A 22,172-nucleotide genomic window follows, 5' to 3' on the forward strand; every position below is an offset into this window, starting at 1 on the left:
AGCTAAGCCCTGGGGGGCGGACGTGCAATCGCGATGGTGCCGTCTGGAACGTGGACCACGTCACGATGTTGGGGACGGGATGTCACCGACAGAGGAGTACAGCCATGAACTGGGATCAGATCGAAGGGAACTGGGAGCAATTCAAGGGCAAGGCGCAGCAACAGTGGGGCAAGCTCACCAATGACGATCTCGATGTCGTCAAGGGCAACCGCCACGAGCTGGCTGGCCGCATCCAGGAACGTTACGGCAAGGCCAAGGAAGAGGCCGAGCGAGAAATCGACGCGTGGCTGTCACGCCACTAATCAATTGATCCTGCAGCGGAAAGTCGCTGCAGGATCGCCCCGAAGTATCATTCCCCGCCGGAGAGGCAGTCCGCGAGTGCCGTCGTCATGTTGTCGATCAGTGTGAAGTAGAGCTCGGGACCATCCTCGATATCGGCGCCGAGCGGATCGAGCACACCGGAACGGGCACCGGTGCCCTCGGCCACTACCTGAACCACCTTCGGCTCGAACTGCGGTTCGCTGAAGACGCAGGCAGCGTCCAATTCGGCGATCTTGTCGTGGATCTCGCCGATACGGCGGGCGCCAGGCTGCACATCGGGATTCACTGTGATGGAGCCGGTGGCGGGGATGTCGAACCGCCGCTCGAAATACTGGTAGGCGTCGTGGAAGACGACAAACGGCTTTCCACGCACGGCCGCGAGCTTCTCGTTCGTCTCCGCGATCAGCGTATCGAAGCGGGCATCGAGCGCGGCGACGTTCTCTTCATAGGCCGTCTTGTTGTCCGGGTCGGCCTGCGAAAGTGCGTCGGCGATCCGCCTTACCATTGCGCGCGCGTTCTCCGGGTCGAGCCACAGATGCATGTCCGCTTCCTCATGGGCATGGTCCTCATGCTCTTCCCCCTCCTCGTCATGCATCTCCCCATGCTCTTCGTGGTGGTCCTCTTCCGCCGCGTGCTCCTCGTGATCGTCATCCTCGTCATGGGCGTGTGCCTCGAAGGCGCCGCCTTCGCGCGGCTCGAGCAGGGTGAGGCCGGGCACCTCGGAGAGTTCGACCGTCATGGCGTCGCCGGCAAGCGATTCCAGCGGCTTTTCCAAAAAAGTCTCCAGGCCGGGGCCGACCCAGAAAACGACCTTCGCCTCCTCCAGCGTGCCGGCCTCAGAGGGGCGCATGGTATAGGTGTGAGGGGAGCCGGCGCCCTTGACCAGAAGCTGCGGCTCGCCGATGCCCTGCATCACCGCGGCGACCAGCGAATGCACTGGCTTGACGGAAGCGACGACGCCTTCGGCCGCGTTGGCATGGGCAGCCGCGAACACAGTGGCAAGCGCCGATGCGAGAAGGAGCAGGCGGGATTTCTTCATCATCCAGGTTTCCCTCATTGTGCAGTCTTTGAAAGAGGTTTGGGAATGTTATGGTATTACATTCCGATTGCGTAACGCTATAACGTGTGCCATATGCATTGGCAAGAAGGTGCGGGAAAAGAAATGCTGCAATCTACCGCCGGAGATGCCGAGCCGCTGGTCGAGATGAAGAATGCCGGCGTTCGTCGCGGCGGGCGCTGGCTTGTGCGCGGGGTGGACCTTACCGTGCGGCGCGGCGAGATCGTCACCCTTATCGGCCCGAACGGCTCCGGCAAGAGCACGACTGTGAAAGCCGCCATCGGCGTCACTGCGCCGGACGAAGGCACGGTGCGGCGCGCGCCGGCGCTCAAGGTCGGCTATGTGCCTCAGAAGGTGACGATCGACTGGACGCTGCCGCTCAGCGTCGAGCGGCTGATGCGGCTTACCGGGCCGCTGGAACGCGGCGAGATGGAAGATGCGCTGAAGGCGGCGGGAATCGCGCACTTGGCGGGCGCCGAGGTGCAGACGTTGTCTGGCGGCGAGTTCCAGCGCGCGCTGTTGGCCCGTGCGCTCGTGCGCAAGCCGGATCTTCTGGTGCTCGACGAGCCGGTGCAAGGAGTAGATTTCTCCGGCGAGATCGCGCTTTACCAGCTCATCCGCGAAATCCGCGACCGCACTGGATGCGGCATCCTTCTGATCTCCCACGACCTGCACGTGGTGATGGCCGAGACGGATACAGTCATCTGTCTGAACGGCCACGTGTGCTGCCGCGGAACGCCGGAGAACGTGTTGAAAAGCCCGGAATATGTGCGGCTGTTCGGCGCGCGCGCGGGTGACACCCTGGCGATCTACCACCACCATCACGATCACACGCACCTACCTGACGGGCGCGTGCGCCTGGCCGACGGCACGGTCGCCGAGCATCACGTGCACGATCACCCTGAGGGGGCGAAGGAAAAGCACGATGCTGGATGACTTTTTCACGCGGGCGATGGTGGCCGGCATCGGCCTGGCGCTGACGGTGGGACCGCTCGGCTGTTTCGTCGTATGGCGGCGCATGGCCTATTTCGGCGATACGATGGCTCATTCCGCCCTGCTCGGCGTCGCGCTCGCCTTCCTGTTCCAGATCAACCTGATGGCCGGCGTCTTCATCGTCGCCACGCTGGCCTCGGTGGCGCTCCTCTTCCTGCAACGGCGGGGCGCTCTGTCGACCGACGCACTGCTCGGCATCCTTTCCCACTCCACGCTGGCGCTGGGGCTGGTCATGGTCGCTTTCATGAGCTGGATCAGGATCGACCTCATGGGCTTTCTCTTTGGCGATATCCTGGCCGTCTCGCGCTTCGACATCGCCATGATCTATGGTGGCGGCGCTCTGGTGCTCGGCGTGCTCGCCTGGCTATGGCGGCCGCTCCTGGCGGCCACCGTCAACACCGAGATCGCCGAGGCCGAGGGCCTGCGGCCGGAGCGGGCGCGCTTCATCTTCATGCTCCTGATGGCCGCCATCATCGCTATCGCCATGAAGATCGTCGGTATCCTTCTGATCACCTCGCTTCTCATCATACCGGCGGCGGCCGGACGCCGCTTCGCCGCCACGCCCGAGGGCATGGCGATCGCCGCCTCGCTGGCCGGCGTATTGGCGGTGGTCGGCGGGCTGTCGGCTTCGCTCAATTTCGATACGCCGTCGGGACCGTCGATCGTGGTCGCGGCGCTCGTTCTCTTTCTCTTGAGCCTCGTGCGGTTGCCGGAACGGCGCGGCACCGGTCAAACGGGTGAGACTTCATGACTTCCCATCCCGACCTGACGAAGAACCAGACCCTGGTGCTGAAAGCCTTGGACAAGGCCGAAGCGCCGCTCAGCGCCTACACCATCCTCGACAGGCTGCGCGACGATGGCTTTCGCGCGCCGCTGCAGGTCTACCGCGCGCTCGGAAAATTGCAGGAGTTCGGCCTCGTCCACCGGCTGGAGAGCATCAATGCCTTCGTTGCCTGCTGCCAGCCCCACGGACACAGGCACGAGATGACTGCCTTCGCCATCTGCCGGACATGCGGAAAGGTGGACGAGTTCTCCGATACGGCAGTGGAGGAGAGGCTGGGTGAGTGGGTGCGCGCCCATCGCTTCAAGCCGGTCAAGACCACTATCGAGATCAGTGGCGATTGCGCGGATTGCGCCGCGCACGATCCCGGCTGAGCAGCGGCCTGAAGGACGCACTTTTCGGGATCATGCTCTAATTGACAAGCCCGTTCTGGGAAAGCTGGATGCCGGCAGGGCCCAGAATGATGGCGAAGAGGACCGGCAGGAAGAACAGGATCATAGGCACTGTCAGCTTAGGCGGCAGGGCGGCGGCCTTCTTTTCCGCAGCGTTCATGCGCGCCTCACGGCTCTCTTCGGCGAGCACGCGCAGCGCATGGCCCACCGGCGTGCCATAGCGCTCGGCCTGGATGAGCGCCTGCGAGACACTCTTCACTGATTCCAGCCCCGTGCGGGCGGCGAGGTTCTCATAGGCCTGCCGACGTTCCTGCAGGAAGGAGAGCTCGGCATTGGTGAGCACGAATTCCTCGGCCAATGCCACCGACTGGGCGCCGATCTCCTGGGATACGCGGTGGAAGGCAGCCTCCACCGACATGCCGGACTCCACGCAGATCAGGAGGAGGTCCAGCGCGTCCGGCCAGGCCATCTGGATGGACTGCTTGCGTTTCGACGCCTTGTTGGAGACGTAGAGCACCGGCGCGTAGAAGCCGGCATAGGCGGCCAGGATGCACACGAAGACCTTGATGAAAAGCGGCTGCTCGGCGAGCGCGCCCAGCACGAAGACATAGAAGCCGGCAAGCGCCACGCCGACGAAGGGCAACATGAGGCGGAAGAAAAGGAACTTTGTCAGCGGGTTTTGGCCGCGAAAGCCGGCCGTCCGTAGCTTGGCGAGCGTCGCTTCGTCGGCTAGGGCGCGGCGCAGGTCCAGGCGGTCGACGATGCTGCGCATGGACGATGCATCGGTCTGGCGCAAGCCGCCACGCCGCTTGGCCTCGGCCTCGGCGGCCAGGCGTGCGCGCTGCCTGGCCCTCAGTTCCTCGCGCTCCAGCGCGACGGACTTCATGCGCGAGCGCAGATTGTCGCTGCCCACCACCGGCAGCAGCGTGAACACGGTAGCGAACACGGCGATGGAGACCAGCAGAGCGATCAGGAAGCTGGGGTCGGTGATCGCGTCGACGACATTGTCCGCCATCGCTTACACCTCGAAATTCATCATCTGACGCATCACGAAGATGCCGATGCTCATCCACAGCGCCGAGACGCCGAGGATCAGATGGCCGGTGCTGGTGGTGAACAGCGGCATGATGTAGCCGGGGCTCGTAAGATAGACGAGAAAGGCGACGATGATGGGCAGGGCGCCGATGATGACGGCGGAGGCCTTGGCCTCCATGGAAAGCGCCTGCACCTTGGCCTTCATCTTCTTGCGGTCGCGCAGGACGCGCGAGAGATTGCCCAGCGCCTCCGACAGGTTGCCGCCGGCCTGGCTCTGGATCTGAATAACGATGCCGAAGAAGCCCGCCTCGGGGCAGGGCATGGTCTCGGTCATGCGCATGGTGGCTTCCGCCATGGGTAGGCCAAGCTGCTGGGATTCGACGATGCGGCGGAACTCGGTGCGCACCGGCTCCTGGGCCTCGGCGGCGATCATGCGCACCGCGTCGTTGAGCGGCAGGCCCGACTTGACCGCGCGCACGATGACATCGAGCGCGTTGGGAAACTCGGCCAGAAACGCCTTGACCCGGCGCTTGCGTATGAAGGCGACAATCCACCGGGGCAGGCCGAGGGCACCGACCAGAAGAGCGCCAGGCAGCGCCAGCATCGGCGCGCCGAGCAGAAAGACAACGAATGTGAGAAGCAGTCCGCTGACAGCAGACAGGAGGTAGAACCGCTCGATGCTCATCGCCAGGCCGGCCTGTCGCAGCCGGGTCTTCATGGGTGGCCGGGTGGTGTAACGGTCGCGGTTCTTCTGCTTGTTCTCCAGATCCTTGAGCGAATCCTGGACCGACTTGCGCCGCTTCGCGGCCTCCGCCAAGCGGTCGCGCGAAACTCTGACCGCGCCGCGATCGGTCTCCGCCTTCTTCACCGATTCCAGTCTGCGACCGGCCTTTTTCTCGTTGGAGATGGCGGTGAACATCAGCGCATAGGCGACCGCTCCCGCGCTGAAGGTAGCGAGCACAATGAAGGCCAGGGTAGCGATGTCCAGGCCGAACATCAGCTGGCCGCCTTTTCCATGGCTTCCAGGGCGGCGGCCAGGCGCGTCTCTTCGCCGTAATAGCGGGCGCGATCCCAGAAGGCGGGCCGTCCGATGCCGGTGGATATGTGCTGGCCATGGATACGGCCGGCCGAATCCTCGCCCTTCATGTCGTAAAGAACGAGATCTTGGGTGATGATGACATCGCCTTCCATGCCCACCACTTCCGTGATGTGCGTGATGCGGCGTGAGCCATCGCGCAGGCGCGCAGCCTGGATGATGACGTCGACGGAGCCGACAATGATCTCTCGCACCGTCTTTTGCGGCAGGGAAAAGCCCCCCATCGCCACCATGGACTCCATGCGGTTCAAGCATTCGCGCGGGCTGTTGGCGTGGATGGTGCCCATGGAGCCGTCATGGCCGGTGTTCATCGCCTGCAAAAGATCGAACACCTCAGGCCCGCGCACCTCACCGACGATGATGCGCTCGGGGCGCATGCGCAGGCAGTTCCTGACGAGGTCGCGCATGGTCACTTCGCCCTCGCCTTCCAGGTTAGGCGGGCGGGTCTCCAGCCGCACCACGTGCGGCTGCTGCAGTTGCAGCTCGGCCGAATCCTCGCAGGTGATTATGCGCTCGTCGCGGTCGATATAGTTGGTGAGGCAGTTCAGAAGCGTCGTCTTGCCCGAGCCCGTGCCTCCGGAGATGACGATATTGCAGCGCACGCGGCCCATGATCTTCAGGACCTCCGCCCCCTCCGGCGAGATGGCGCCGTAGCGGACGAGCTGATCGAGCGTCAGCTTGTCCTTTTTGAACTTGCGGATGGTGAGCGAAGCGCCGTCGATGGCCAGTGGCGGGGCGATGACGTTAACACGCGAGCCGTCGGGCAGGCGCGCATCGCAGATGGGGCTCGACTCGTCGACACGCCGGCCAACCTGGCTGACGATGCGCTGGCAGATGTTCAAGAGCTGCTGGTTGTCGCGGAAGCGGACGTTGGTCTGTTCGACCTTGCCGTCCACCTCGATATAGACCTTTCTGGCGCCGTTCACCATGATGTCGGCGATCTCGTCGCGCGCCAGAAGCGGCTCCAGCGGGCCAAAGCCGAGCACATCGTTGCAGATGTCCTCGAGCAGCTCTTCCTGCTCGGAGATCGACATCGCGAAGTTCTTTATGGCGATGATATCGTTGACGATATCGCGGATTTCTTCGCGCGCGCTGTCGGCATCGAGCTTGGCGAGCTGCGACAGGTCGATGGTGTCTATCAGTGCGGAGAAGACCTGGCTTTTCGTGTCGTAGTAGCTTTCGCTGCGCGCCATCGGTGCGCGCGGCGCCGGCGTTGCAGCAGGCTGCACCGGCCCCGGCGACGGTTTCGCAAGCCCATCGATGCCGGTGGCAAGCACGGCAGACGGCTCCGGGCGCTCCGGCGCAAGCAGCGCGTCGCCATCCTCGGCGGGACGGGAGGGCGGAACCGGCGCTACCGGTCCCCTCGATCCGCCGACCGTGCTGTTGGAGCTTCTCTTGCCGAACATGTGCCTTTGCCGTTTTGCTTTACGTCTTCAGGTGCAGGCGGTCGAGCAGTCCGGCAAGGCCGGACTTCTTCTTCACTTTGATCTCGCGCCGGCCAGTGAGGATGTAGGCGATGTCGTTCATCGTCTGCACGATGGGGTGATTGTGGTCCATTTCACCCAGCATGCGCCCGTTGTTGGCGGCGTTGCCGAAGAGTTGCGGCTCGAACGGAATGACGGCCAGCGGCGCAATGCCGAGCGGCTCGGCGAAATCGTCGGCGCTGATCTCCGGCCGCTTCGGCACGTTCGCCTGATTGATGACGAGCTTTGGCGGCCCGTCGTTAGGGCGCAGCTTGGCTAAAGTGTCGACAAGGTTCTTTGTATTGCGCAGGTTGGCCAGCTCCGGCGTCGCGGTGATGACCACCTCATCGGCGCGCGCCAGCGTGGTCTGTGACCAGCTCGTCCACAGATGTGGCACGTCGAGAACCACCAGCGGAGCCGTGCGCTGCGCGGTGTCGATAATCTGGGCGAAGGCTTCGGCGTCGAAATCGTAGGTACGGTCCAGCGTCGAGGGAGCCGCGAGCAGCGACAGGCGCTCGGCACACTGTGCCAGAAGACGGTCGAGATAGACTTCGTCGATCCTCTCGGGAGAGAAGACAGCCTCGGCGATCCCCTGCGCCGGATCCTGGTCGAAATTGATGTTGGCCGTGCCGAAGGGCAGATCCAGGTCGGCGACGACGACCTCGCCCTCGAACAGCGCCGACATGGTCCAGGCCAGATTGTGCGCCAGCGTGGAGGAGCCGACGCCGCCCTTGGCGCCGACGAAGGCGATCGAACGGCCGACCGGCTCTGCCTCCGGATCGACGAAGATGCCGGCGATGACACTGACGATGTCGGCCATGGAGATGGGCGCCACGACATATTCGGAGACGCCGGCGCGGGTGAGCTCGCGGTAGAGCCATACGTCGTTGTAGTGGCCGACGATCACCACCTTGGTGCTCGCGTCGCAAACCTCTGCCAGCTCCGTGAGCGAGGCCAGGAGGTCCTTGGGTTCGCCTCGCGATTCCAGGATGATCAGGTTGGGCGTGGCCGCTGTCTGGTAGAACTCGACCGCCGTGGAAAGGCCGCCCATATGCACCTTGAGATGGGCCTTGGCCATGCGCCGGTCCTCGCCGGCGCGCTCGATCGGGTTCGCCACGGCCTCTGTTTCGCAGAAGGCCTGGATGGAGATGCGCGGCACCGGGCGCAGGGACTGCAGCACCGCGTCGGCTTCCGCCGCCGTCGTCTCCGGATGGCTCGTCTCGTAGGCTAGGCTACTCATATCCGTGTGCCCTCGATTAGGCGATTAGTAGTCGATTTCAGATCGCGCCCGGAAATTGTCGTCCACCTCGCGTGCCTTGTAGTCGCCGATGGCCGAATCCCTGTTTTCCGCATCGATCGGCGTCATCTTGCGGGGGCCGAGGAAATCGGCCGGATTGGCCACCTGGGCGGCCAGGTTGTTTTGGTAGGAGCAGCCGAAATTGGCGTAGTTTCGGTTCTCCGTGGTGTCCATCAGATCCTCCGGCCAGCGTCCGCACGGGCCGACGGTGGCCTTTACCACCGGATAGGCGAGGCGGATCGGCGGCGTCTCGCTCGGCCCGGCCTGGTAAGCCAGGATCTGAACATGCCCCTTCGGCACGCCGTATCTGTGCAGAAGGGCCGCAAAGTCGTTTGAGACGCTTTGCGCGGCGGCGGAATTGGCCGCGCCTTCTGGGATTAGCATCGTCACCACGGCGCCGCCGCTGTCCTCGTAGCGGTCGAGGAACCCTCCAAGCGCCGCCTTCTGCTGCCACGTCATGCGGTGGGAGGAGGCGCCGACGGGAAGATCCAGCACCTCGTCCTTTTCCTCGATCACGATGGGGTGCCTGGTGCGGTAGTCGTCCGGCACCGCGCCCACGACGACGGAATCGCGCTTGGCACAGCCGGAGAGCACGCCTGCCACGGCGATGACGACCAGCGGCAAAAGCCCCCTCTTCACCCGCAAATCGAACATGGCAGCCGGCCTCCGATCACTTGTAGATGTAGCCGACGACGCCGTGGTAGCGGCCGTCGGGAAGGTTGGTCTTCATCGTCCCGTAGACGCGGTTGACGCGGCCGAGAAAGATGCCCGCGCCGTCGCTGGGCGGGTTGAAATTGTCATCCGGCTTGGCAAGCGCCATGCGCGCCGTCGGTCGCGCCAGATAGGGCGTCACGATGATGACCAGCTCCGTCTCGTTGCGCACGAAATCGCGACTGCGGAAGAGCGTGCCGAGAACAGGCAGCTTGGAGAGGCCAGGCAGGCCGTTGATGGCCTGCCGCACGTCATCCTGTACGAGCCCGGCGATCATCATGGAGCCACCGGAAGGAAGCTCGACCGTGGTGTCGGCGAGGCGCTTGCGGATGGAAATCATGGTCATTCCCGGAAGCCTCCGAGACACCGAACCTTCAAGCGTGGCCGATCCCTGGGTTGTCGGCTCGGAGACCGAGGTCCTCATCTTCAGGCTGATGCGGCCAGGCGAAAGGACGGTCGGCTGGAATTCGAGACCGATGCCATATTCCAGGCGCTCTATGTCGTAGGTTAGTTGGCCGTCTTGGTTCTCTTCGGAGACGGCGCTCGACCGTCCCGTCACGATGTTGAATTCCCCGCCTACCCTGAACGTGGCTTTTTCGCCGGAAACCGCCGTAAGTGTCGGCTCCGCAAGCGTCTTCATGACACCCGACTGCTCCATGGCATTGAGATATCCGGCGAGTGTCGATCCGGCGAGCGACAAGCCCGACGAAGAAAGGGGCTTGCCGAGCCCGTAGGAGTTTTCGCTGATGGCGCCCCAGCTTATCCCGTCGACATTGCCGGAGCCGATCATATTCACGCCGAGCTGCTTCATCACCGAGCGGCTGACCTCGGCGACGGTGACCTTCAGCGTCACCTGATCCTCGCCGACGATCTGCAACATGTTGACGATCTGGCTCTGCTGGCGCCGGCTGTCCGGGTTGTTGATGGTCACGCCGCCCCCGTCCGTCGGTGCGGCAGCCGTCTGGGAATACTGACCCGTGGTCGCCTCGCCGCCGGTGACGAAGATCTGCGCAAGCTGTGCGGCGCGCGAGGCATCGAGCGGTGTCTCCACCGTTCCGGTGAGCACCACATTGTCATTGATGAGCTCGACGGTGATGTCGGAATTGGGGATATAGCGCTTCAGATAGTCTTCAAGGCCGGCGACATCGCGCTCGACGGCGACGTCGAGGCTGGCGATCTGCTCGCCGCTCGGGCCGAAGACGAAGATGTTCGTCTCTCCTACCTGCTTGCCGAACAGATAGATGCGCCGCGCCGTGCGGGTAATGGCGTCGGCGACGGCCGGGTTGGCGACAAGGATGTCGTAGGCGTCGCGCGGCAGGTCGACGACCAGGGACTTGTTGAGGCCGAGCTTGACGCGCTGTGTGGCGCGCGTGCCGTCGATACCGACCGTGGCTTGCGCGGCTGCGGTGGAAACGACCGCGGGCATCGCTGCGGATAACATCGTACAGGCGAGCGCTGCAAGGACGGCGGACAGCCCGACGCCGCCTTTCGTGGCCCGCCGGTCGATGCTGATAGGCATGCTCTCGCTCCTGCTCATTTGCGGGTACCTACGACGGACACTTCACCCGACTTTATGAGGCGCACGGTGTTGCCCCGGCCCAGCCCGTTGACGAGGTAAAGCCCGTTGTCGCCGATGTCCTCGTTGGCATCGGCGACGGAGCGCAATGCGAGGGTAAGGCGGTCCGCCATCTGCTGGGCGACGGTGATGACCTCCGCTTGCTCGGGCGAGAGCTCGAGTGTGGCCGTCTCGCCGACCTTGACGCGGCGCCCTTCCTCGTCCTCCTGGATGGTTTGGTCGATTGCCAGAACCCGAATATTCTCAAGGATCGTTTCGGTAACGAAACCGCCTGCAGCCGATGCTTCCTCGGAGCGTCGCGTCATGATGACGTCGACGCGGTCGTTGGGCAGGATGAAGCCGCCGGCCGAGGTGTCGGCGGCGATCTGGGTTGCCACCGCCCGCTTTCCCGGCGGCAGGATCGCCGCCATGAAGCTCTGGCCTTCGCCGATGAGCCTGCTGCGCCTGACGGGCTCGCCTGCAAAGAGGTTCAGCCGCGCGACGGAGTTGCGCAGATTCTCCACGGCGTCCGGTTCTTCGGCACGGGTGATGAAATTGTCATTCAAGGCGTCGGTCGGCCAAGCCTGCCAGCGCACGGCACTGCCCAGCATCTCGCCCATCGGCACGTCCTGAGCAGTCACCATAACGTCGACGAGATCGATTTGCGGCTCGGGCGCCGTATCGACAACCACCTGTTGTGTCGGGGCCGTCAGGTTCTTGGCCATATAACCCGCGCCGATGGCCGCGACGACGGCCACCCCCAATATGACGATGCGGGATTTATTCATTGCTCGCCCCATCCACGCGGATAATCCGCTGCCCAGGGGAACAATGGTGTTGGAAACGTCAAATTACGGTTAACAGACCTGTTACAAGCGTAATTAACTAAAAGTTGACGCAAGAGGGAGAGTGCGCTCTCGGCGGGGCAGCTGCACGCCGATCGGTCGAATTTTAACTAATTTTAACCTTAGCCGACGGCATTTCCTGGCTTACCCTGTTGTTTCGGAACGATTTTCGCCAGCCGGTGTTACCCTCCAGCTGGAAGAAGGATTGCAAGAGGACACGGATGCCTCGGAGCAACAACAAGAGCGCCGATGTATCGCAGGCGGCAAGGCAGATCCGCCAGCAGATTCATACCGTCGAAAATCTGCGGTTTCTCCGCCATCTGCCGGGCTTCGAACTGGATCGGGAGCTACCGACGCTGCTCCTGCAACTCCTCGGCAAGCTGCATCGGGCAGAGGACGGCGATAAAGAGCCAAAGCGCCGAGGCAAGCACTCCGCTGCCGGGCGGAAGCCCAGCAAGCGTTAACCTGTCAAGCAAGGAAATTTTCGTCAGCAGCAAATAGGCTGGAGGCTGCCGCTGCAGTGCACGGTGCCTTAAGCGGCGCGCTTCTTCTTGGCGGGCAGAAGACCTTCGCGCTGAGCCTGCTTGCGCGCCAGCTTACGGGCGCGGCGGATGGCTTCGGCGCGCTGACGAGCACGCTTTTCCGACGGCTTCTCGTAGGAGCGGCGAGCCTTCATCTCGCGGAAAACACCCTCGCGCTGCATCTTCTTCTTCAGCACTTTGAGGGCTTGGTCGACATTGTTGTCGCGGACAATAACCTGCAATGTTCTTCCTTCTTTCAGTTGGCGTTTCGAGGGCCGAATCCGATCGGCGCCGGGAGCGGGCGCGATGGCGGCATCTAAAGCCGCCGGAACGGACGACTCGGAGAGGCGCGGATTATACCCATATTCACGCCAGATGCACCCCTCGGGGCAAAATATAATGCGAAAGGGGCGTATTTGCGGGGGCTGAGCTCAGCCAGCCAGCCGGCGCCAGGCGTATTTACCAGGGCGAGAGGCGGTGGCGGTCGGCTGGTAGTAGAGCGGAATGCCGCCGCGCCGGCCGGCTTCGAGGCGGGCAAGCGCAGTTTCGTTCGTCACCTCGAAGCTCGAGAAGCCGCAGCGCAGCATATGCGGGATCTGGTCGATCAACACGTCACCCGTGGCGCGCAGCTCGCCGCGGTAACCATGGCGTGTGCGCAGGAGCTCAGCCTTGGAATAGCTGCGCCCGTCGTTGAAGGCCGGAAAGGCCAATGCAACCAGCGGCAGGCGGTCGAGGAAGGGCAAAAGCGGATCCACCGTCTCTCCCGGCAGCATTTCGACGCCGAGGCGGGGGAGTGCATCTTCCCTCGCCGCCGGCTCGAGCGCGAGGAAAGCCTCCAGAGGCAGGATATGGTTGCCGTTGCCGGCCAGCGCCTCGGCTTCCTCGACGCGCTTCCAATCGTCGTCGCGGAAGCCATCCTCGGTCCACAGCCTCGTCATCGCTATCGTTTCACTTGTACTCATGGTCTTGTTCCTAAGCGGCGGAGGAGGTCAGGGCCTCGAACCCCGGCAGGTGGATGCCGCACTCGGTCTTTGCGGTGCCGGCCCAGCGGCCGCTGCGGTCGTCCTCGCCGGGCTTCACCGGCTCGGTGCAGGGGAAGCAGCCGATGGACAGGTAGCCGTAGGCGACCAGCGGGTTTTCCCGAAGGTCGTGGGCACGCATATAGGCGGCCTGGTCGGCGGTGGTCCAGCGCGCGAGCGGGTTGATACGGATGCGCGGACCGACAGCCTCGAACACCGGCATCTCGGCGCGCGTGTCGGCCTGGTGGCGCTTGCGGCCGGTGAACCATGCGGCATAGGGCTCGACCGCGCGCGCCATCGGCTCCACCTTGCGAATCTCGCAGCACAGGTCCGTGTTCGACTTGTGCAGGATGCCGTCCGGGTCCGTTGCGGCGAGCGCCTCCGATCGGGGGTGCAGGATACGCAGGTTCTTCAGACCCAGATCGTCCGCCAGCTGATCGCGGTATTCCAGCGTCTCCCCGAAATGCTGACCCGTGTCGAGGAACAGTACGGGAAGACTGTTGTCGAGACGCGCGACCATGTGCAGCAGGGCGGCCGAATCCGCTCCGAACGAGGAAACGGTGGCGATCCCGCCAGCATTGCGGAAGCGCTCGACGGCGACCGCGATGATCGCCTCGGCATCGAGATGGCCGAAGCGTGCTTCAAGCGACGCCGCGATTTCCAGCGCGTCCATCTCGTGCTCAAGCAGCCTTGGCTTCGCGCCCATAAAGAGCCTCCTTGAAGGGTGCGGAACCAAGCCGGCGATAAGCGGCGAGGAAGGGTTCATTCTTGTCCTGGCGATGCGCCAGATAGGTCTCGACAATGGTGTCCACCGCGTCGACGATCTCATCCGGCCCAAAGCCGCGGCCGACGATCTCGCCGATCGACGTGTTCTCGTCGCCGGAGCCGCCGAGCGTGACCTGGTAGAGCTCGGCGCCCTTCTTCTCGACGCCGAGAATGCCGATATGGCCGACATGGTGGTGGCCGCAGGCGTTGATGCAGCCGGAAATCTTGATCTTGAGATCGCCGATTTCCTCCTGCCGCGCTTGGCTCGCGAAGCGGGTGGAGATCTGTTGGGCCACCGGAATGGAGCGGGCGTTGGCAAGCGCGCAGTAGTCGAGGCCCGGGCAGGCGATAATGTCGGTGACGAGGCCGGCGTTGGAGGTGGCAAGGCCGATCTCCACCAGCCGGTCGAACACCGCCTTCAGGTCGGCGCGCGCCACGTGCGGCAGGATGAGGTTCTGCTCGTGGCTGACACGGATTTCATCGAAGCCGTAACGCTCGGCGAGATCGGCCACGGCGTCCATTTGGTCGGCCGACGCATCGCCCGGCACCTCGCCGATGCCCTTCAGCGAGATCGTGACGGAGGCATAGTCCGGGTTCTTGTGCGTGTTGAGGTTGCGTCGCAGCCAGTCGGCAAAGCCGCTGTCGGTGGCCGTTGCAGCCTTAAGTGCCGCATCACCCTCGGGCCGCGCCGGCAGGGCGGGCGGCGCGAAGTAGGCGTCGATGGCCTGGATATCGGCCTCGGGCAGCTTCAGTTCGCTTTCCTTCAGCGCCTCGAATTCCTTCTCCACCTGGGCGGCCAATTCTTCGGTGCCGGTCTCGTGCACCAGGATCTTGATACGCGCCTTGTACTTGTTGTCGCGGCGGCCATGGAGGTTGTACACGCGCAGGATAGCGGTGGTGTATGACAGGAGGTCTTCCTCCGGCAGGAAGTCGCGGATCTTCTTGCCGATCATGGGCGTGCGGCCGAGCCCGCCGCCGACATAGACCGTGAAGCCAAGCCGGCCCGAGGCATCCTTCCTGAGGTGCAGGCCGATGTCATGCACCTGAACCGCCGCGCGATCACGCTCCGCCCCCGTCACCGCGATCTTGAACTTGCGCGGGAGATAGGAGAATTCCGGGTGCAGGGACGACCACTGCCGCAGGATCTCGGCATAAGGGCGCGGGTCGGCCACCTCGTCGGCGGCCGCGCCGGCGAAATGGTCGGCCGTAACATTGCGGATGCAGTTGCCGCTGGTCTGGATGGCGTGCATCTCGACGGTGGCGAGATCCTCCAGGATCTGCGGGATATCCTTGAGCGCCGGCCAGTGGAACTGCAGGTTCTGGCGCGTGGTGAAGTGGCCGTAGCCCTTGTCGTAGGTGCGGGCGATATGGCCCAGCATGCGCATCTGGCGCGATGACAGCGTGCCGTAGGGGATGGCGATCCGCAGCATGTAGGCGTGGAGCTGCAGGTAGACGCCGTTCATCAGCCTGAGCGGCTTGAACTGGTCTTCCGTAAGCTCACCGGAAAGCCGCCGTTCCACCTGGTCGCGGAACTCGGCGACGCGGGCCTTGACGAAGGCGTGGTCGAACTCGTCGTAGCGATACATGGTCTTCCCTGATGTTCTTCAGACCGGCGCGAGCACGCGGCGGCGCGCCTGCTTGCCAAGATCGGGATGGATGGAAGGCCCGGCCGCGCGGATGCGCTCGCGCAGGCGGATGGGGTGGATGGCGCCGTCGACGAACTCGACATCGATGAGGTTGACGTCGACAACCTCGTTCCGCGCGGCGGCCTCGCGGCCGGTCTTTTCCAGGCGTTCGATGGCTTCCTCGTCGCGGGCGATCTCGGCTTCGGTGATGTCCTCGGCCCAGCGGCCGTCCGCCGCCAGCCAGACGACTTCGCCGTCGATCAGCCGGTTTGCCGTCAGAAGCTTCATCCCTTGCTCTCCTCGTTTGCGCGGATATGAGCGTGCGCGGCAAGCGGCTCGGATCGCGCGAAATTGGCGCCAGCGACGGCATCTCCGATAACAGTGAGCACAGGACCGGTCAGGTCCGTGCGGTCAGCCAGCGCCGGCAGGTCGGACAAAGTGCCGTGGAACAGGCGGCGGGCACCGAGGCTGGCATTTTCCACCACGGCGACGGCCGTATCCGGCGAAAGCCCGGCCTCCTGCAGGCGGCCCGCCACCTCGGCGGCGGTCGAGCGGCCCATGTAGACAGCGACCGTGGCGCCATCGATGGCAAGCTTCGCCCAGTCGGGCAGCGCCGCGCCCTTCAGGTCGTGCCCGGTGGTGAAGACGAGGGAAGAGGCGACGCCGCGCAAAGTCAGCGGCAGCTTGAAATCGGCCGCGGCGGCAAGTGCGGCGGTGATGCCCGGCACGACCTCGTAGAAGACGTCGGCATCGCGCAATGCCGCCATTTCCTCGCCGGCCCGGCCGAACACCAGCGGATCGCCCGACTTCAGCCGCACGACGCGCTTTCCCTGCCGGGCAAGCCGCACCAAGAGGTCGTTGATCTCTTCCTGCGTCTTGGAATGGCAGCCCTTGCGCTTGCCTGCGGCGATGCGCTCGGCGTCGCGCCGGCCCATGGCGATCACGGCTTCGGGCACCAGCGCGTCGTGCACGATGACGTCCGCCTCCATCAAGAGGCGTTGGGCGCGCAGGGTCAGAAGATCTTCCGCGCCCGGTCCCGCGCCCACCAGCGCGACATGGCCCGGCTCGACGCCCTGGTTCTGCAGAAGCCTCTCCGTGGCCCAAGCGGCGCGGTGCGCGTCCCCCGCCTCGACGGCACGCGCCGGGCTGCCGGTGAAGAACGCGTTCCAGAAGCGGCGGCGAGCAACGCCCTTGGCCACCTGCCGCTCCACCGCCTCACGATAGGAGGCGGCAAGAGTGGCGAGCCGGCCCAGCGAGGGGGAGAGCATGCGGTCGATGCGGGCGCGGATCATCTGCGCCAGTACGGGCCCCGCGCCTTCCGTGCCGACGGCGATGGCCACCGGGGCGCGATTGACCAGCGCCGGCGTGAAGAAATCGCACAGCTCCGGGCGGTCCACAGCATTGGCGGGGATGGAGCGGGCGCGCGCGTCCGTGACGACGGCGCGGTCCGCGGCTTCGTCCCCGGTCGCGGCGAAAACAAGCGTGGCGCCGTCGAGAAGCGCCGCCTCATAGGAAACGCGCAGGAGCTCGGCACCGGCCGAGGCCGCCCATTCGGCAAGGGCAGGTTCGGGCGCCTCGGCAATGATGACGATCGCCGCGCTCGACTGCGCCATCAGCCGTGCCTTGGCGAGCGCTTCCTCGCCGCCGCCGACGATCACGACGCGCCGGCCCTCGACGCGCATGAAAACGGGGAATGCGTTCAGCTTTGCCGTCTCGAAAGACATGGGTGCACGGTTCTCCTAACAGTGGACCGGATTGTGCCCGCGCACGGCCATTTTCAGAAGAAACGCACTCGCGCCCAAGGATTGCCCGGGCAATCGCTTTTGCGCTTCACGCCGTTGCTGCGGAAAATTCATCCCACCCCGCGCCGTTGCGTTGTGGGGAACATGGCCTCTTGCCTCGCGTTTCCCCTGAGGTCAAGCTGCCGTCATCGAAGGAGGGAGAAATGGCGCAAATCCGGCTCGAGCACAATATCTGGCTTTTGGTGGCGGATGGAGAGAAGGCACTGTTCATGCGCAATGAGGGGAACCCTCTCTATCCCAATCTGGAGGTGGTGCGCGAGATGCACGAGAAGAACCCGCCCACCCGCCAGCAAGGCACGGACGCGCCAGGCCGCTATTTCGACGCGGCGACCGTACACAAGAGCGGCTTCGACGAGACCGACTGGCACCGCATCGAAAAGGAGCGCTTCGCCGAGGAGATCGCCGACAGGCTTTATCGCCTCGCCCATCGCGGACGGTTCAAGAAGATCATCCTCGTCGCCCCGCCCCTGGTGCTGGGCGCCCTTCGCAAGTCGCTGCACAAAGAAGTGAGCGACCGGGTGGCAGGTGAGGTGCCGAAGACGCTGACCAAGCACGCGGTGTGGGAGATCGAGCGGGTTCTGACGAAGGAATGAGGTTCGGTTGCCCGTTTCCCTCCCCTTGCTGGAGAAAAAGCGGCCTCAAACGTGCTGTCCACCGTTGATATGGATCTCGGCTCCCGTCACGTAGGACGCGCTGCCGGAGCACAGGAAGAAGATCGTGTCGGCCACCTCCGCCGTCTGGCCGAGGCGCCGCAGCGGGATCGTCTCCACCAGCTTGTCGGTGCCAGGCGACAGGATCGACGTCTCGATCTCGCCCGGTGCGATGGCATTGACGCGGATGCCGTGCGGGCCGAAGTCGGCCGCCATCTCGCGCGTCAGCGCGACGAGCGCGGCCTTCGAGGTGGCGTAGGCGGTGCCGGCGAAGGGATGCACGCGGCTGCCGACGATGGAGGTGACGTTGACGATGGAGCCCTGCGCCGTGGAAAGCTCCTTGAAAAGGCCTCGCGCCAGCATGATGGGGGCGAAGAAGTTCACCTGAAAGACATCGCGCCAGACATGCATGGGCGTGTCTATCGAATTCATGCGCTTACCGCCCTCCAGCTTGGGCGAGATGGCGGCATTGTTGACCAGCGCATCGAGCCGGCCGCCATTGGCGGCGAGCCGGTGGCGAATCTCGCCGATGGCGATGCCCACGCCTTCCTGGTCGGACAAATCGAGCTGGATGTGGTCTTCGGGCCCCGCAGGCCAAGGGCAATCCTCCGCGAAAGGCTGCCTGGAGCAGGTGATGACACGCCAACCCTCGCGCGAGAAGCGCTTGACGGTCGCGTGGCCGATGCCGCGGCTTGCGCCCGTCAGCACCAGCGTCTTTCTGTCGTCGATGTCGCTCACCGCGCTCTCCATAAAGGTCCTGCCTATGTAATGGCTGTGCGCGGCGAATGCGATAGTCGTCTTGCGAGCGTCCTCAGTTGCCGAGGATGATGTCGAGGATGGAGAGCTGGCGCTTCTCGCGTGGTCCTCCGACGTCGGCGGGCGGAACCGGACGGCCGCCGGCGGAGGACGGGACGGTCGGAGGCGCATTGGTGTCGGCGACCGCGCGCTGCGGGACGGGCTGCTTGGCCGGCTGGCCCGGACGCCAGTTTCCCGGCAAGGCGGCAACGGAGACGCCCTTGTGGGCGGCGGCCATGAAATCGCGCCAGGCAAGTGCGGGCAGGGAGCTGCCGGTCGCCTTGGTCGCACGTGCGTCGTCGTTGCCGAACCATACGCCGGTGACCAGATTGGAGGTGTAGCCGACGAACCAGGCATCGCGCGAGCCTTGCGTAGTGCCTGTCTTGCCGGCGGCGGGCCAGCCGAACGCAGCGGCCCTCCCGCTGCCGTATTCAATCGTGCCGGCCATCATGGCATTCATCATGCCGACGACCTGGGGGCTTGCCACGCGGGGCAGGCTTCCCGTCTTGTGCTCGTAGACCAATGCGCCGGACGTGGTGGTCACCCGGCTGATAAAATGCACCTCGGGCCGATAGCCGCCATTGGCGAATGGCACGTATGCCGCAGTCAGCTCCAAGGGGGTCACCTCCGAGGTGCCCAGCGCGATGGAGGCGTTGGCCGTCAGCTTCGATTCGACGCCCATGCGGTGGGCGACCTCGACTGCGGCCTCGGGACCCACTTCCATGGCGAGCTGGGCGGCCACCGAGTTGAGCGAGCGGGCCAGCGCCTCGGCCAGCGTGACGCGGCCGTAATACTTATCCTTGTAGTTGGACGGCGTCCATTTGCCGATCTTCACGGGCGCGTCGTTGCGCACGCTTTGCGGCGTGCGACCTTGTTCGAGAGCGGCCATATAGACGAAGGGCTTGAACGCGGAGCCGGGCTGACGCCGCGCTTCCGATGCACGGTCGAACTGGCTGTTGGCATAATCGTAACCGCCGACCATGGCGCGCACCGCGCCTGAGCCGTCGATCGAGACGAGCGCACCCTGGCTCACCGCAAGCTCCTTGCCCTTCTCGTCTATCAGCTGGCGGATGGATTTTTCCGCCAGCTTCTGCAGGCCGAGATCGACCGTGGTATGAACGATGACGTCTTCCTCGATATTGCCGATGAGACCCGGCAGTTCCTCCATCACGCGATCGGCGACGTAGTGCTGCGAGCCTGTCCAGTAGGCGGCGGCGCGGGTGGCCGGCGCGCTGATGGCGGCGGTGAGTTGGCTGTCGCCGATCATGCCCTGCTCGCGCATGGCGGAAAGCACCACCTGGGCGCGCTCTTCAGCGGCCTGCGGGTCGCGCGCTGGCGACAATCGCGAAGGCGCCTTCAGGAGGCCCGCCAGAAGGGCGGCTTCCGCGAGCGTGACATCATGGGCGGGCTTGTTGAAATAGCGCCGCGAGGCTGCCTCCACGCCGTAGGCACCGGAGCCGAAGTAGACGCGGTTGAGATACATCTCCAGGATCTGGTTCTTCGAATGCTTTTGCTCCAGCCAGAGGGCCAGCAGCACCTCCTGCACCTTGCGCTTTATGGTGCGGTCGGGTTCCAGGAAGAGGTTCTTGGCCAGCTGCTGGGTGATGGTGGAGCCGCCCTGAGTGAGGCGCCGCTGCATGAGGTTTTCCACCATGGCGCGGGCAAGCCCGATGGGATCGACGCCCCAATGGGAGTAGAAGCGCCTGTCCTCGATGGCGATGACGGCCTGCGGCACATACGGCGACATCTCATGCAGTCCGACGGCTTCGCCGCCCGTCATGCCGCGATTGCCGATAAGCCTGCCTTCGGCGGAAACGATCTTCACGTTGGGCGGTCGGTCCGGGATGGTCCAGGTGGTGGCGCTCGGCATCTGGGCGCCGTAGAAGGCGGCGATTGCCGCACCGGCAATGCCCGCCCACAGGACCAGCACCAGCGACCAATAAACGAAGCCGCGCAGAAAGCCGAAGAAACCGCGCCGCCGGGCGCGCCCGGTGCGCCGCCTGGAGGATCTCCGCTTCGTCTTTCGACGTGCGGACGGCAACACGCGGTCGGATCGGCTGACCGAGGGCGCGCGCCCGCGCTTTGAGGCGGGGGCGCTGAATGTCGGCTCTATCCGCCGTTTTCCCTTGCGCCTGGCCATGTGTTCTTCATCCTCGTCCGCCGCCGTCAGTGCGGCTCACGCTGCGATGCACGCTAGCTGCGGGTATTTAAGGGGCCGTTAAGCCTCTTTTCAGCCGCGCCCGGCGCTTAACCGTTCCAATGGCCGCGTGCGCTATCATGCGCGAAAGGATGGCGGGAGACGCGGCATTGCAGGAACCAACCGATACACCCGAACGGTCGCGCGTCGACTGGGTCGACGCCGCCAAGGGCCTATGCATCATCATGGTCGTCATGATGCATTCGACGCTGGGCGTGGAGCTGGCGGCGGGGCGCGAAGGCTTCATGCATTGGGTGGTGGCTTTCGCCCGCCCCTTCCGCATGCCGGACTTCTTCCTCATATCCGGCCTGTTCCTGGGCCTCGTCATCGACCGCCCCTGGCGGCGCTTTCTCGACCGCCGGGTGCTGCATTTCGCGTATTTCTATGTGCTGTGGCTGACGATCCAGCTCGCCTTCAAAGCCCCGGCGATCGCAATGGAAGAGGGCTGGGGCCGCGCGGTCGGCGCCTATGTCACGGCTTATGTCGAACCGTTCGGCACGCTCTGGTTCATCTATCTTCTGCCGGTCTTCTTCGTCTTCACGCGGCTCGTCAAGGCGCTTCCCGTGTGGCTCGTCTTCGCCGGAGCGGCACTGTTGGAGGCGCTCCCCATCCATACGGGCTCGATCGTCATCGACGAGTTCTGCGGCCGTTACGTCTATCTCTTCGTCGGCTACGCTTTCGCGTCCCATGTCTTCGCCTTCGCCGCCTGGGTGCGCGCGCGGCCCGGCGTTTTCCTTGCGTTCTGCCTTGCCTGGGCGCTGCTTCATGGGCTTCTCGTCTTCACGCCGGCTCCCGCCGCGCTGTCGGCTTGGCTGCAGCCCGATCTTGGCAATTCCGGCGCTACCGGAGGATATTCGGAGCTGCCGGCCGTCTCGCTCCTGCTGGGGCTGGCGGGTGCCGCCGTCATCGTCGGCTTGGCGGCGCTGTTCTCGCTGCTCAGGCCGATGCACTGGCTCACTTGGCTGGGGGCGCATTCGATCGTCGTCTATCTCGCCTTCTTCCTGCCCATGGCGGCAACCCGCGTCCTTCTCCTGAGGACGGGGCTGGTGGCCGATGTCGGGCTCGTCGCGCTTCTCGTTACACTTGCGGGCGTGGTTGGGCCGGTGGTGCTCTACGGTCTCGTGCAGTGGTCGGGTTACGGCCGTTTCCTCTTCGAGCGGCCGGCGTGGGCGCGGATCGAGCGGCAGGACGAAGTCGGTGCGCCGGCGCGGATGGCGGCCGAATAGGAGCCGCAGTATCGGCCCGGAATTGC

General features: G+C 64.7%; 23 protein-coding genes. 7 read left to right on the forward strand and 16 right to left on the reverse strand.

Annotated elements, in window-relative coordinates; translation table 11 throughout:
- The first annotated feature begins 104 nt into the window (after window positions 1–104).
- Window positions 105–302, forward strand: coding sequence for a CsbD family protein (locus GM910_RS07955; RefSeq protein WP_159586984.1), 198 nt, complete (start codon window positions 105–107; stop codon window positions 300–302).
- Window positions 303–349: 47 nt separating this feature from the next.
- Here the strand turns inward: GM910_RS07955 and znuA are convergent, their stop codons facing one another.
- Window positions 350–1,360 (reverse strand): zinc ABC transporter substrate-binding protein ZnuA, encoded by a 1,011-nt coding sequence (gene znuA, locus GM910_RS07960; RefSeq protein ID WP_159587030.1) that lies wholly within the window; start codon window positions 1,358–1,360, stop codon window positions 350–352.
- A gap of 123 nt (window positions 1,361–1,483) precedes the next feature.
- On the opposite strand from znuA, the gene GM910_RS07965 reads away from it, so the two are divergent.
- From GM910_RS07965 to GM910_RS07975, 3 genes are read left to right on the forward strand one after another with little or no spacing between them, the layout of a single operon-like run.
- Window positions 1,484–2,314, forward strand: coding sequence for an ATP-binding cassette domain-containing protein (locus tag GM910_RS07965; protein ID WP_159586985.1), 831 nt, complete (start codon window positions 1,484–1,486; stop codon window positions 2,312–2,314).
- A complete protein-coding gene (gene znuB / locus GM910_RS07970; protein ID WP_159586986.1) occupies window positions 2,304–3,122 on the forward strand; it encodes a zinc ABC transporter permease subunit ZnuB in 819 nt (272 codons plus the stop codon). The genes GM910_RS07965 and znuB overlap by 11 nt, the downstream gene beginning before the upstream one ends.
- Window positions 3,119–3,526 (forward strand): Fur family transcriptional regulator, encoded by a 408-nt coding sequence (locus GM910_RS07975; RefSeq protein ID WP_159586987.1) that lies wholly within the window; start codon window positions 3,119–3,121, stop codon window positions 3,524–3,526. Before znuB ends, GM910_RS07975 begins: the two co-directional genes overlap by 4 nt.
- A gap of 37 nt (window positions 3,527–3,563) precedes the next feature.
- Here GM910_RS07975 and GM910_RS07980 read toward each other — a convergent pair whose 3' ends face one another.
- The 7 genes from GM910_RS07980 to cpaB all read right to left on the reverse strand — a co-directional run bounded on the left by GM910_RS07980 (window position 3,564) and on the right by cpaB (window position 11,489).
- Entirely contained in the window at window positions 3,564–4,559 is a 996-nt protein-coding gene (locus GM910_RS07980) for a type II secretion system F family protein (protein WP_159586988.1), read from the reverse strand.
- 3 nt (window positions 4,560–4,562) lie between these two features.
- Entirely contained in the window at window positions 4,563–5,576 is a 1,014-nt protein-coding gene (locus GM910_RS07985) for a type II secretion system F family protein (RefSeq protein WP_159586989.1), read from the reverse strand.
- Window positions 5,576–7,081 carry a TadA family conjugal transfer-associated ATPase gene (locus GM910_RS07990; RefSeq protein ID WP_159586990.1) on the reverse strand — a complete coding sequence of 502 codons (1,506 nt, stop codon included), beginning with the start codon at window positions 7,079–7,081 and terminating at the stop codon, window positions 5,576–5,578. Before GM910_RS07990 ends, GM910_RS07985 begins: the two co-directional genes overlap by 1 nt.
- A gap of 19 nt (window positions 7,082–7,100) precedes the next feature.
- Window positions 7,101–8,378 carry a CpaE/TadZ family protein gene (locus GM910_RS07995; RefSeq protein WP_159586991.1) on the reverse strand — a complete coding sequence of 426 codons (1,278 nt, stop codon included), beginning with the start codon at window positions 8,376–8,378 and terminating at the stop codon, window positions 7,101–7,103.
- 24 nt (window positions 8,379–8,402) lie between these two features.
- On the reverse strand, window positions 8,403–9,089 hold the full coding sequence (locus GM910_RS08000; RefSeq protein WP_159586992.1) for a CpaD family pilus assembly protein: 687 nt from the start codon (window positions 9,087–9,089) through the stop codon (window positions 8,403–8,405).
- A gap of 16 nt (window positions 9,090–9,105) precedes the next feature.
- On the reverse strand, window positions 9,106–10,572 hold the full coding sequence (locus tag GM910_RS08005; protein WP_246225914.1) for a type II and III secretion system protein family protein: 1,467 nt from the start codon (window positions 10,570–10,572) through the stop codon (window positions 9,106–9,108).
- A 107-nt stretch (window positions 10,573–10,679) separates the two neighbouring features.
- The gene (gene cpaB / locus GM910_RS08010; protein ID WP_159586993.1) at window positions 10,680–11,489 is read right to left on the reverse strand and encodes a Flp pilus assembly protein CpaB; all 810 of its coding nucleotides are present in this window, start codon (window positions 11,487–11,489) and stop codon (window positions 10,680–10,682) included.
- Window positions 11,490–11,767: 278 nt separating this feature from the next.
- On the opposite strand from cpaB, the gene GM910_RS08015 reads away from it, so the two are divergent.
- Window positions 11,768–12,010, forward strand: coding sequence for a hypothetical protein (locus GM910_RS08015; protein WP_159586994.1), 243 nt, complete (start codon window positions 11,768–11,770; stop codon window positions 12,008–12,010).
- A gap of 68 nt (window positions 12,011–12,078) precedes the next feature.
- Here GM910_RS08015 and rpsU read toward each other — a convergent pair whose 3' ends face one another.
- The 6 genes from rpsU to cysG form a co-directional block, all read right to left on the reverse strand.
- Complete coding sequence (gene rpsU / locus GM910_RS08020; protein WP_159586995.1) at window positions 12,079–12,309, reverse strand: 30S ribosomal protein S21; 231 nt, start codon at window positions 12,307–12,309, stop codon at window positions 12,079–12,081.
- 189 nt (window positions 12,310–12,498) lie between these two features.
- Complete coding sequence (locus tag GM910_RS08025) at window positions 12,499–13,029, reverse strand: DUF934 domain-containing protein (RefSeq protein WP_159586996.1); 531 nt, start codon at window positions 13,027–13,029, stop codon at window positions 12,499–12,501.
- A gap of 10 nt (window positions 13,030–13,039) precedes the next feature.
- Complete coding sequence (locus GM910_RS08030) at window positions 13,040–13,792, reverse strand: phosphoadenylyl-sulfate reductase (protein ID WP_159586997.1); 753 nt, start codon at window positions 13,790–13,792, stop codon at window positions 13,040–13,042.
- The gene (locus GM910_RS08035) at window positions 13,767–15,437 is read right to left on the reverse strand and encodes a nitrite/sulfite reductase (RefSeq protein WP_159586998.1); all 1,671 of its coding nucleotides are present in this window, start codon (window positions 15,435–15,437) and stop codon (window positions 13,767–13,769) included. The genes GM910_RS08030 and GM910_RS08035 overlap by 26 nt, the downstream gene beginning before the upstream one ends.
- A gap of 18 nt (window positions 15,438–15,455) precedes the next feature.
- Complete coding sequence (locus GM910_RS08040) at window positions 15,456–15,764, reverse strand: DUF2849 domain-containing protein (RefSeq protein WP_159586999.1); 309 nt, start codon at window positions 15,762–15,764, stop codon at window positions 15,456–15,458.
- The gene (gene cysG / locus GM910_RS08045) at window positions 15,761–17,200 is read right to left on the reverse strand and encodes a siroheme synthase CysG (protein ID WP_159587000.1); all 1,440 of its coding nucleotides are present in this window, start codon (window positions 17,198–17,200) and stop codon (window positions 15,761–15,763) included. The genes GM910_RS08040 and cysG overlap by 4 nt, the downstream gene beginning before the upstream one ends.
- Window positions 17,201–17,421: 221 nt before the next feature.
- Between cysG and GM910_RS08050 the strand changes: the two genes are divergently transcribed.
- The gene (locus tag GM910_RS08050) at window positions 17,422–17,871 is read left to right on the forward strand and encodes a baeRF12 domain-containing protein (RefSeq protein WP_159587001.1); all 450 of its coding nucleotides are present in this window, start codon (window positions 17,422–17,424) and stop codon (window positions 17,869–17,871) included.
- Between the two features lie 45 nt (window positions 17,872–17,916).
- On the opposite strand, the gene GM910_RS08055 is transcribed toward GM910_RS08050, so the two are convergent.
- A complete protein-coding gene (locus GM910_RS08055) occupies window positions 17,917–18,678 on the reverse strand; it encodes an SDR family NAD(P)-dependent oxidoreductase (RefSeq protein WP_425482662.1) in 762 nt (253 codons plus the stop codon).
- A 61-nt stretch (window positions 18,679–18,739) separates the two neighbouring features.
- On the reverse strand, window positions 18,740–20,863 hold the full coding sequence (locus GM910_RS08060) for a transglycosylase domain-containing protein (RefSeq protein ID WP_159587003.1): 2,124 nt from the start codon (window positions 20,861–20,863) through the stop codon (window positions 18,740–18,742).
- 149 nt (window positions 20,864–21,012) lie between these two features.
- Here GM910_RS08060 and GM910_RS08065 point away from each other — a divergent pair, with 149 nt between their 5' ends.
- Window positions 21,013–22,146, forward strand: a complete 1,134-nt coding sequence (locus GM910_RS08065; protein ID WP_159587032.1) for an acyltransferase family protein — start codon at window positions 21,013–21,015, stop codon at window positions 22,144–22,146.
- Window positions 22,147–22,172: the final 26 nt, after the last annotated feature.

This window comes from Chelativorans xinjiangensis, from assembly GCF_009812055.1.
GTDB classification, from domain to species: domain Bacteria; phylum Pseudomonadota; class Alphaproteobacteria; order Rhizobiales; family Rhizobiaceae; genus Chelativorans; species Chelativorans xinjiangense.

What these genes read in the sequence shown, in the direction of transcription:
- GM910_RS07975 (WP_159586987.1), top strand. Translation starts at nt 3,119, where the DNA reads ATGACTTCCCATCCCGACCTGACGAAGAACCAGACCCTGGTGCTGAAA.
- GM910_RS08055 (WP_425482662.1), bottom strand. Translation starts at nt 18,678, where the DNA reads ATGGAGAGCGCGGTGAGCGACATCGACGACAGAAAGACGCTGGTGCTG.
- GM910_RS08030 (WP_159586997.1), bottom strand. Translation starts at nt 13,792, where the DNA reads ATGGGCGCGAAGCCAAGGCTGCTTGAGCACGAGATGGACGCGCTGGAA.
- GM910_RS07985 (WP_159586989.1), bottom strand. Translation starts at nt 5,576, where the DNA reads ATGTTCGGCCTGGACATCGCTACCCTGGCCTTCATTGTGCTCGCTACC.
- cysG (WP_159587000.1), bottom strand. Translation starts at nt 17,200, where the DNA reads ATGTCTTTCGAGACGGCAAAGCTGAACGCATTCCCCGTTTTCATGCGC.
- GM910_RS08000 (WP_159586992.1), bottom strand. Translation starts at nt 9,089, where the DNA reads ATGTTCGATTTGCGGGTGAAGAGGGGGCTTTTGCCGCTGGTCGTCATC.
- GM910_RS07965 (WP_159586985.1), top strand. Translation starts at nt 1,484, where the DNA reads ATGCTGCAATCTACCGCCGGAGATGCCGAGCCGCTGGTCGAGATGAAG.
- GM910_RS08050 (WP_159587001.1), top strand. Translation starts at nt 17,422, where the DNA reads ATGGCGCAAATCCGGCTCGAGCACAATATCTGGCTTTTGGTGGCGGAT.
- GM910_RS07955 (WP_159586984.1), top strand. Translation starts at nt 105, where the DNA reads ATGAACTGGGATCAGATCGAAGGGAACTGGGAGCAATTCAAGGGCAAG.
- znuA (WP_159587030.1), bottom strand. Translation starts at nt 1,360, where the DNA reads ATGAAGAAATCCCGCCTGCTCCTTCTCGCATCGGCGCTTGCCACTGTG.
- cpaB (WP_159586993.1), bottom strand. Translation starts at nt 11,489, where the DNA reads ATGAATAAATCCCGCATCGTCATATTGGGGGTGGCCGTCGTCGCGGCC.
- GM910_RS07980 (WP_159586988.1), bottom strand. Translation starts at nt 4,559, where the DNA reads ATGGCGGACAATGTCGTCGACGCGATCACCGACCCCAGCTTCCTGATC.
- GM910_RS08060 (WP_159587003.1), bottom strand. Translation starts at nt 20,863, where the DNA reads ATGGCCAGGCGCAAGGGAAAACGGCGGATAGAGCCGACATTCAGCGCC.
- GM910_RS07990 (WP_159586990.1), bottom strand. Translation starts at nt 7,081, where the DNA reads ATGTTCGGCAAGAGAAGCTCCAACAGCACGGTCGGCGGATCGAGGGGA.
- znuB (WP_159586986.1), top strand. Translation starts at nt 2,304, where the DNA reads ATGCTGGATGACTTTTTCACGCGGGCGATGGTGGCCGGCATCGGCCTG.
- GM910_RS08025 (WP_159586996.1), bottom strand. Translation starts at nt 13,029, where the DNA reads ATGAGTACAAGTGAAACGATAGCGATGACGAGGCTGTGGACCGAGGAT.
- GM910_RS08015 (WP_159586994.1), top strand. Translation starts at nt 11,768, where the DNA reads ATGCCTCGGAGCAACAACAAGAGCGCCGATGTATCGCAGGCGGCAAGG.
- GM910_RS08040 (WP_159586999.1), bottom strand. Translation starts at nt 15,764, where the DNA reads ATGAAGCTTCTGACGGCAAACCGGCTGATCGACGGCGAAGTCGTCTGG.
- GM910_RS08065 (WP_159587032.1), top strand. Translation starts at nt 21,013, where the DNA reads ATGGCGGGAGACGCGGCATTGCAGGAACCAACCGATACACCCGAACGG.
- GM910_RS08005 (WP_246225914.1), bottom strand. Translation starts at nt 10,572, where the DNA reads ATGCCCGCGGTCGTTTCCACCGCAGCCGCGCAAGCCACGGTCGGTATC.
- GM910_RS08035 (WP_159586998.1), bottom strand. Translation starts at nt 15,437, where the DNA reads ATGTATCGCTACGACGAGTTCGACCACGCCTTCGTCAAGGCCCGCGTC.
- GM910_RS07995 (WP_159586991.1), bottom strand. Translation starts at nt 8,378, where the DNA reads ATGAGTAGCCTAGCCTACGAGACGAGCCATCCGGAGACGACGGCGGCG.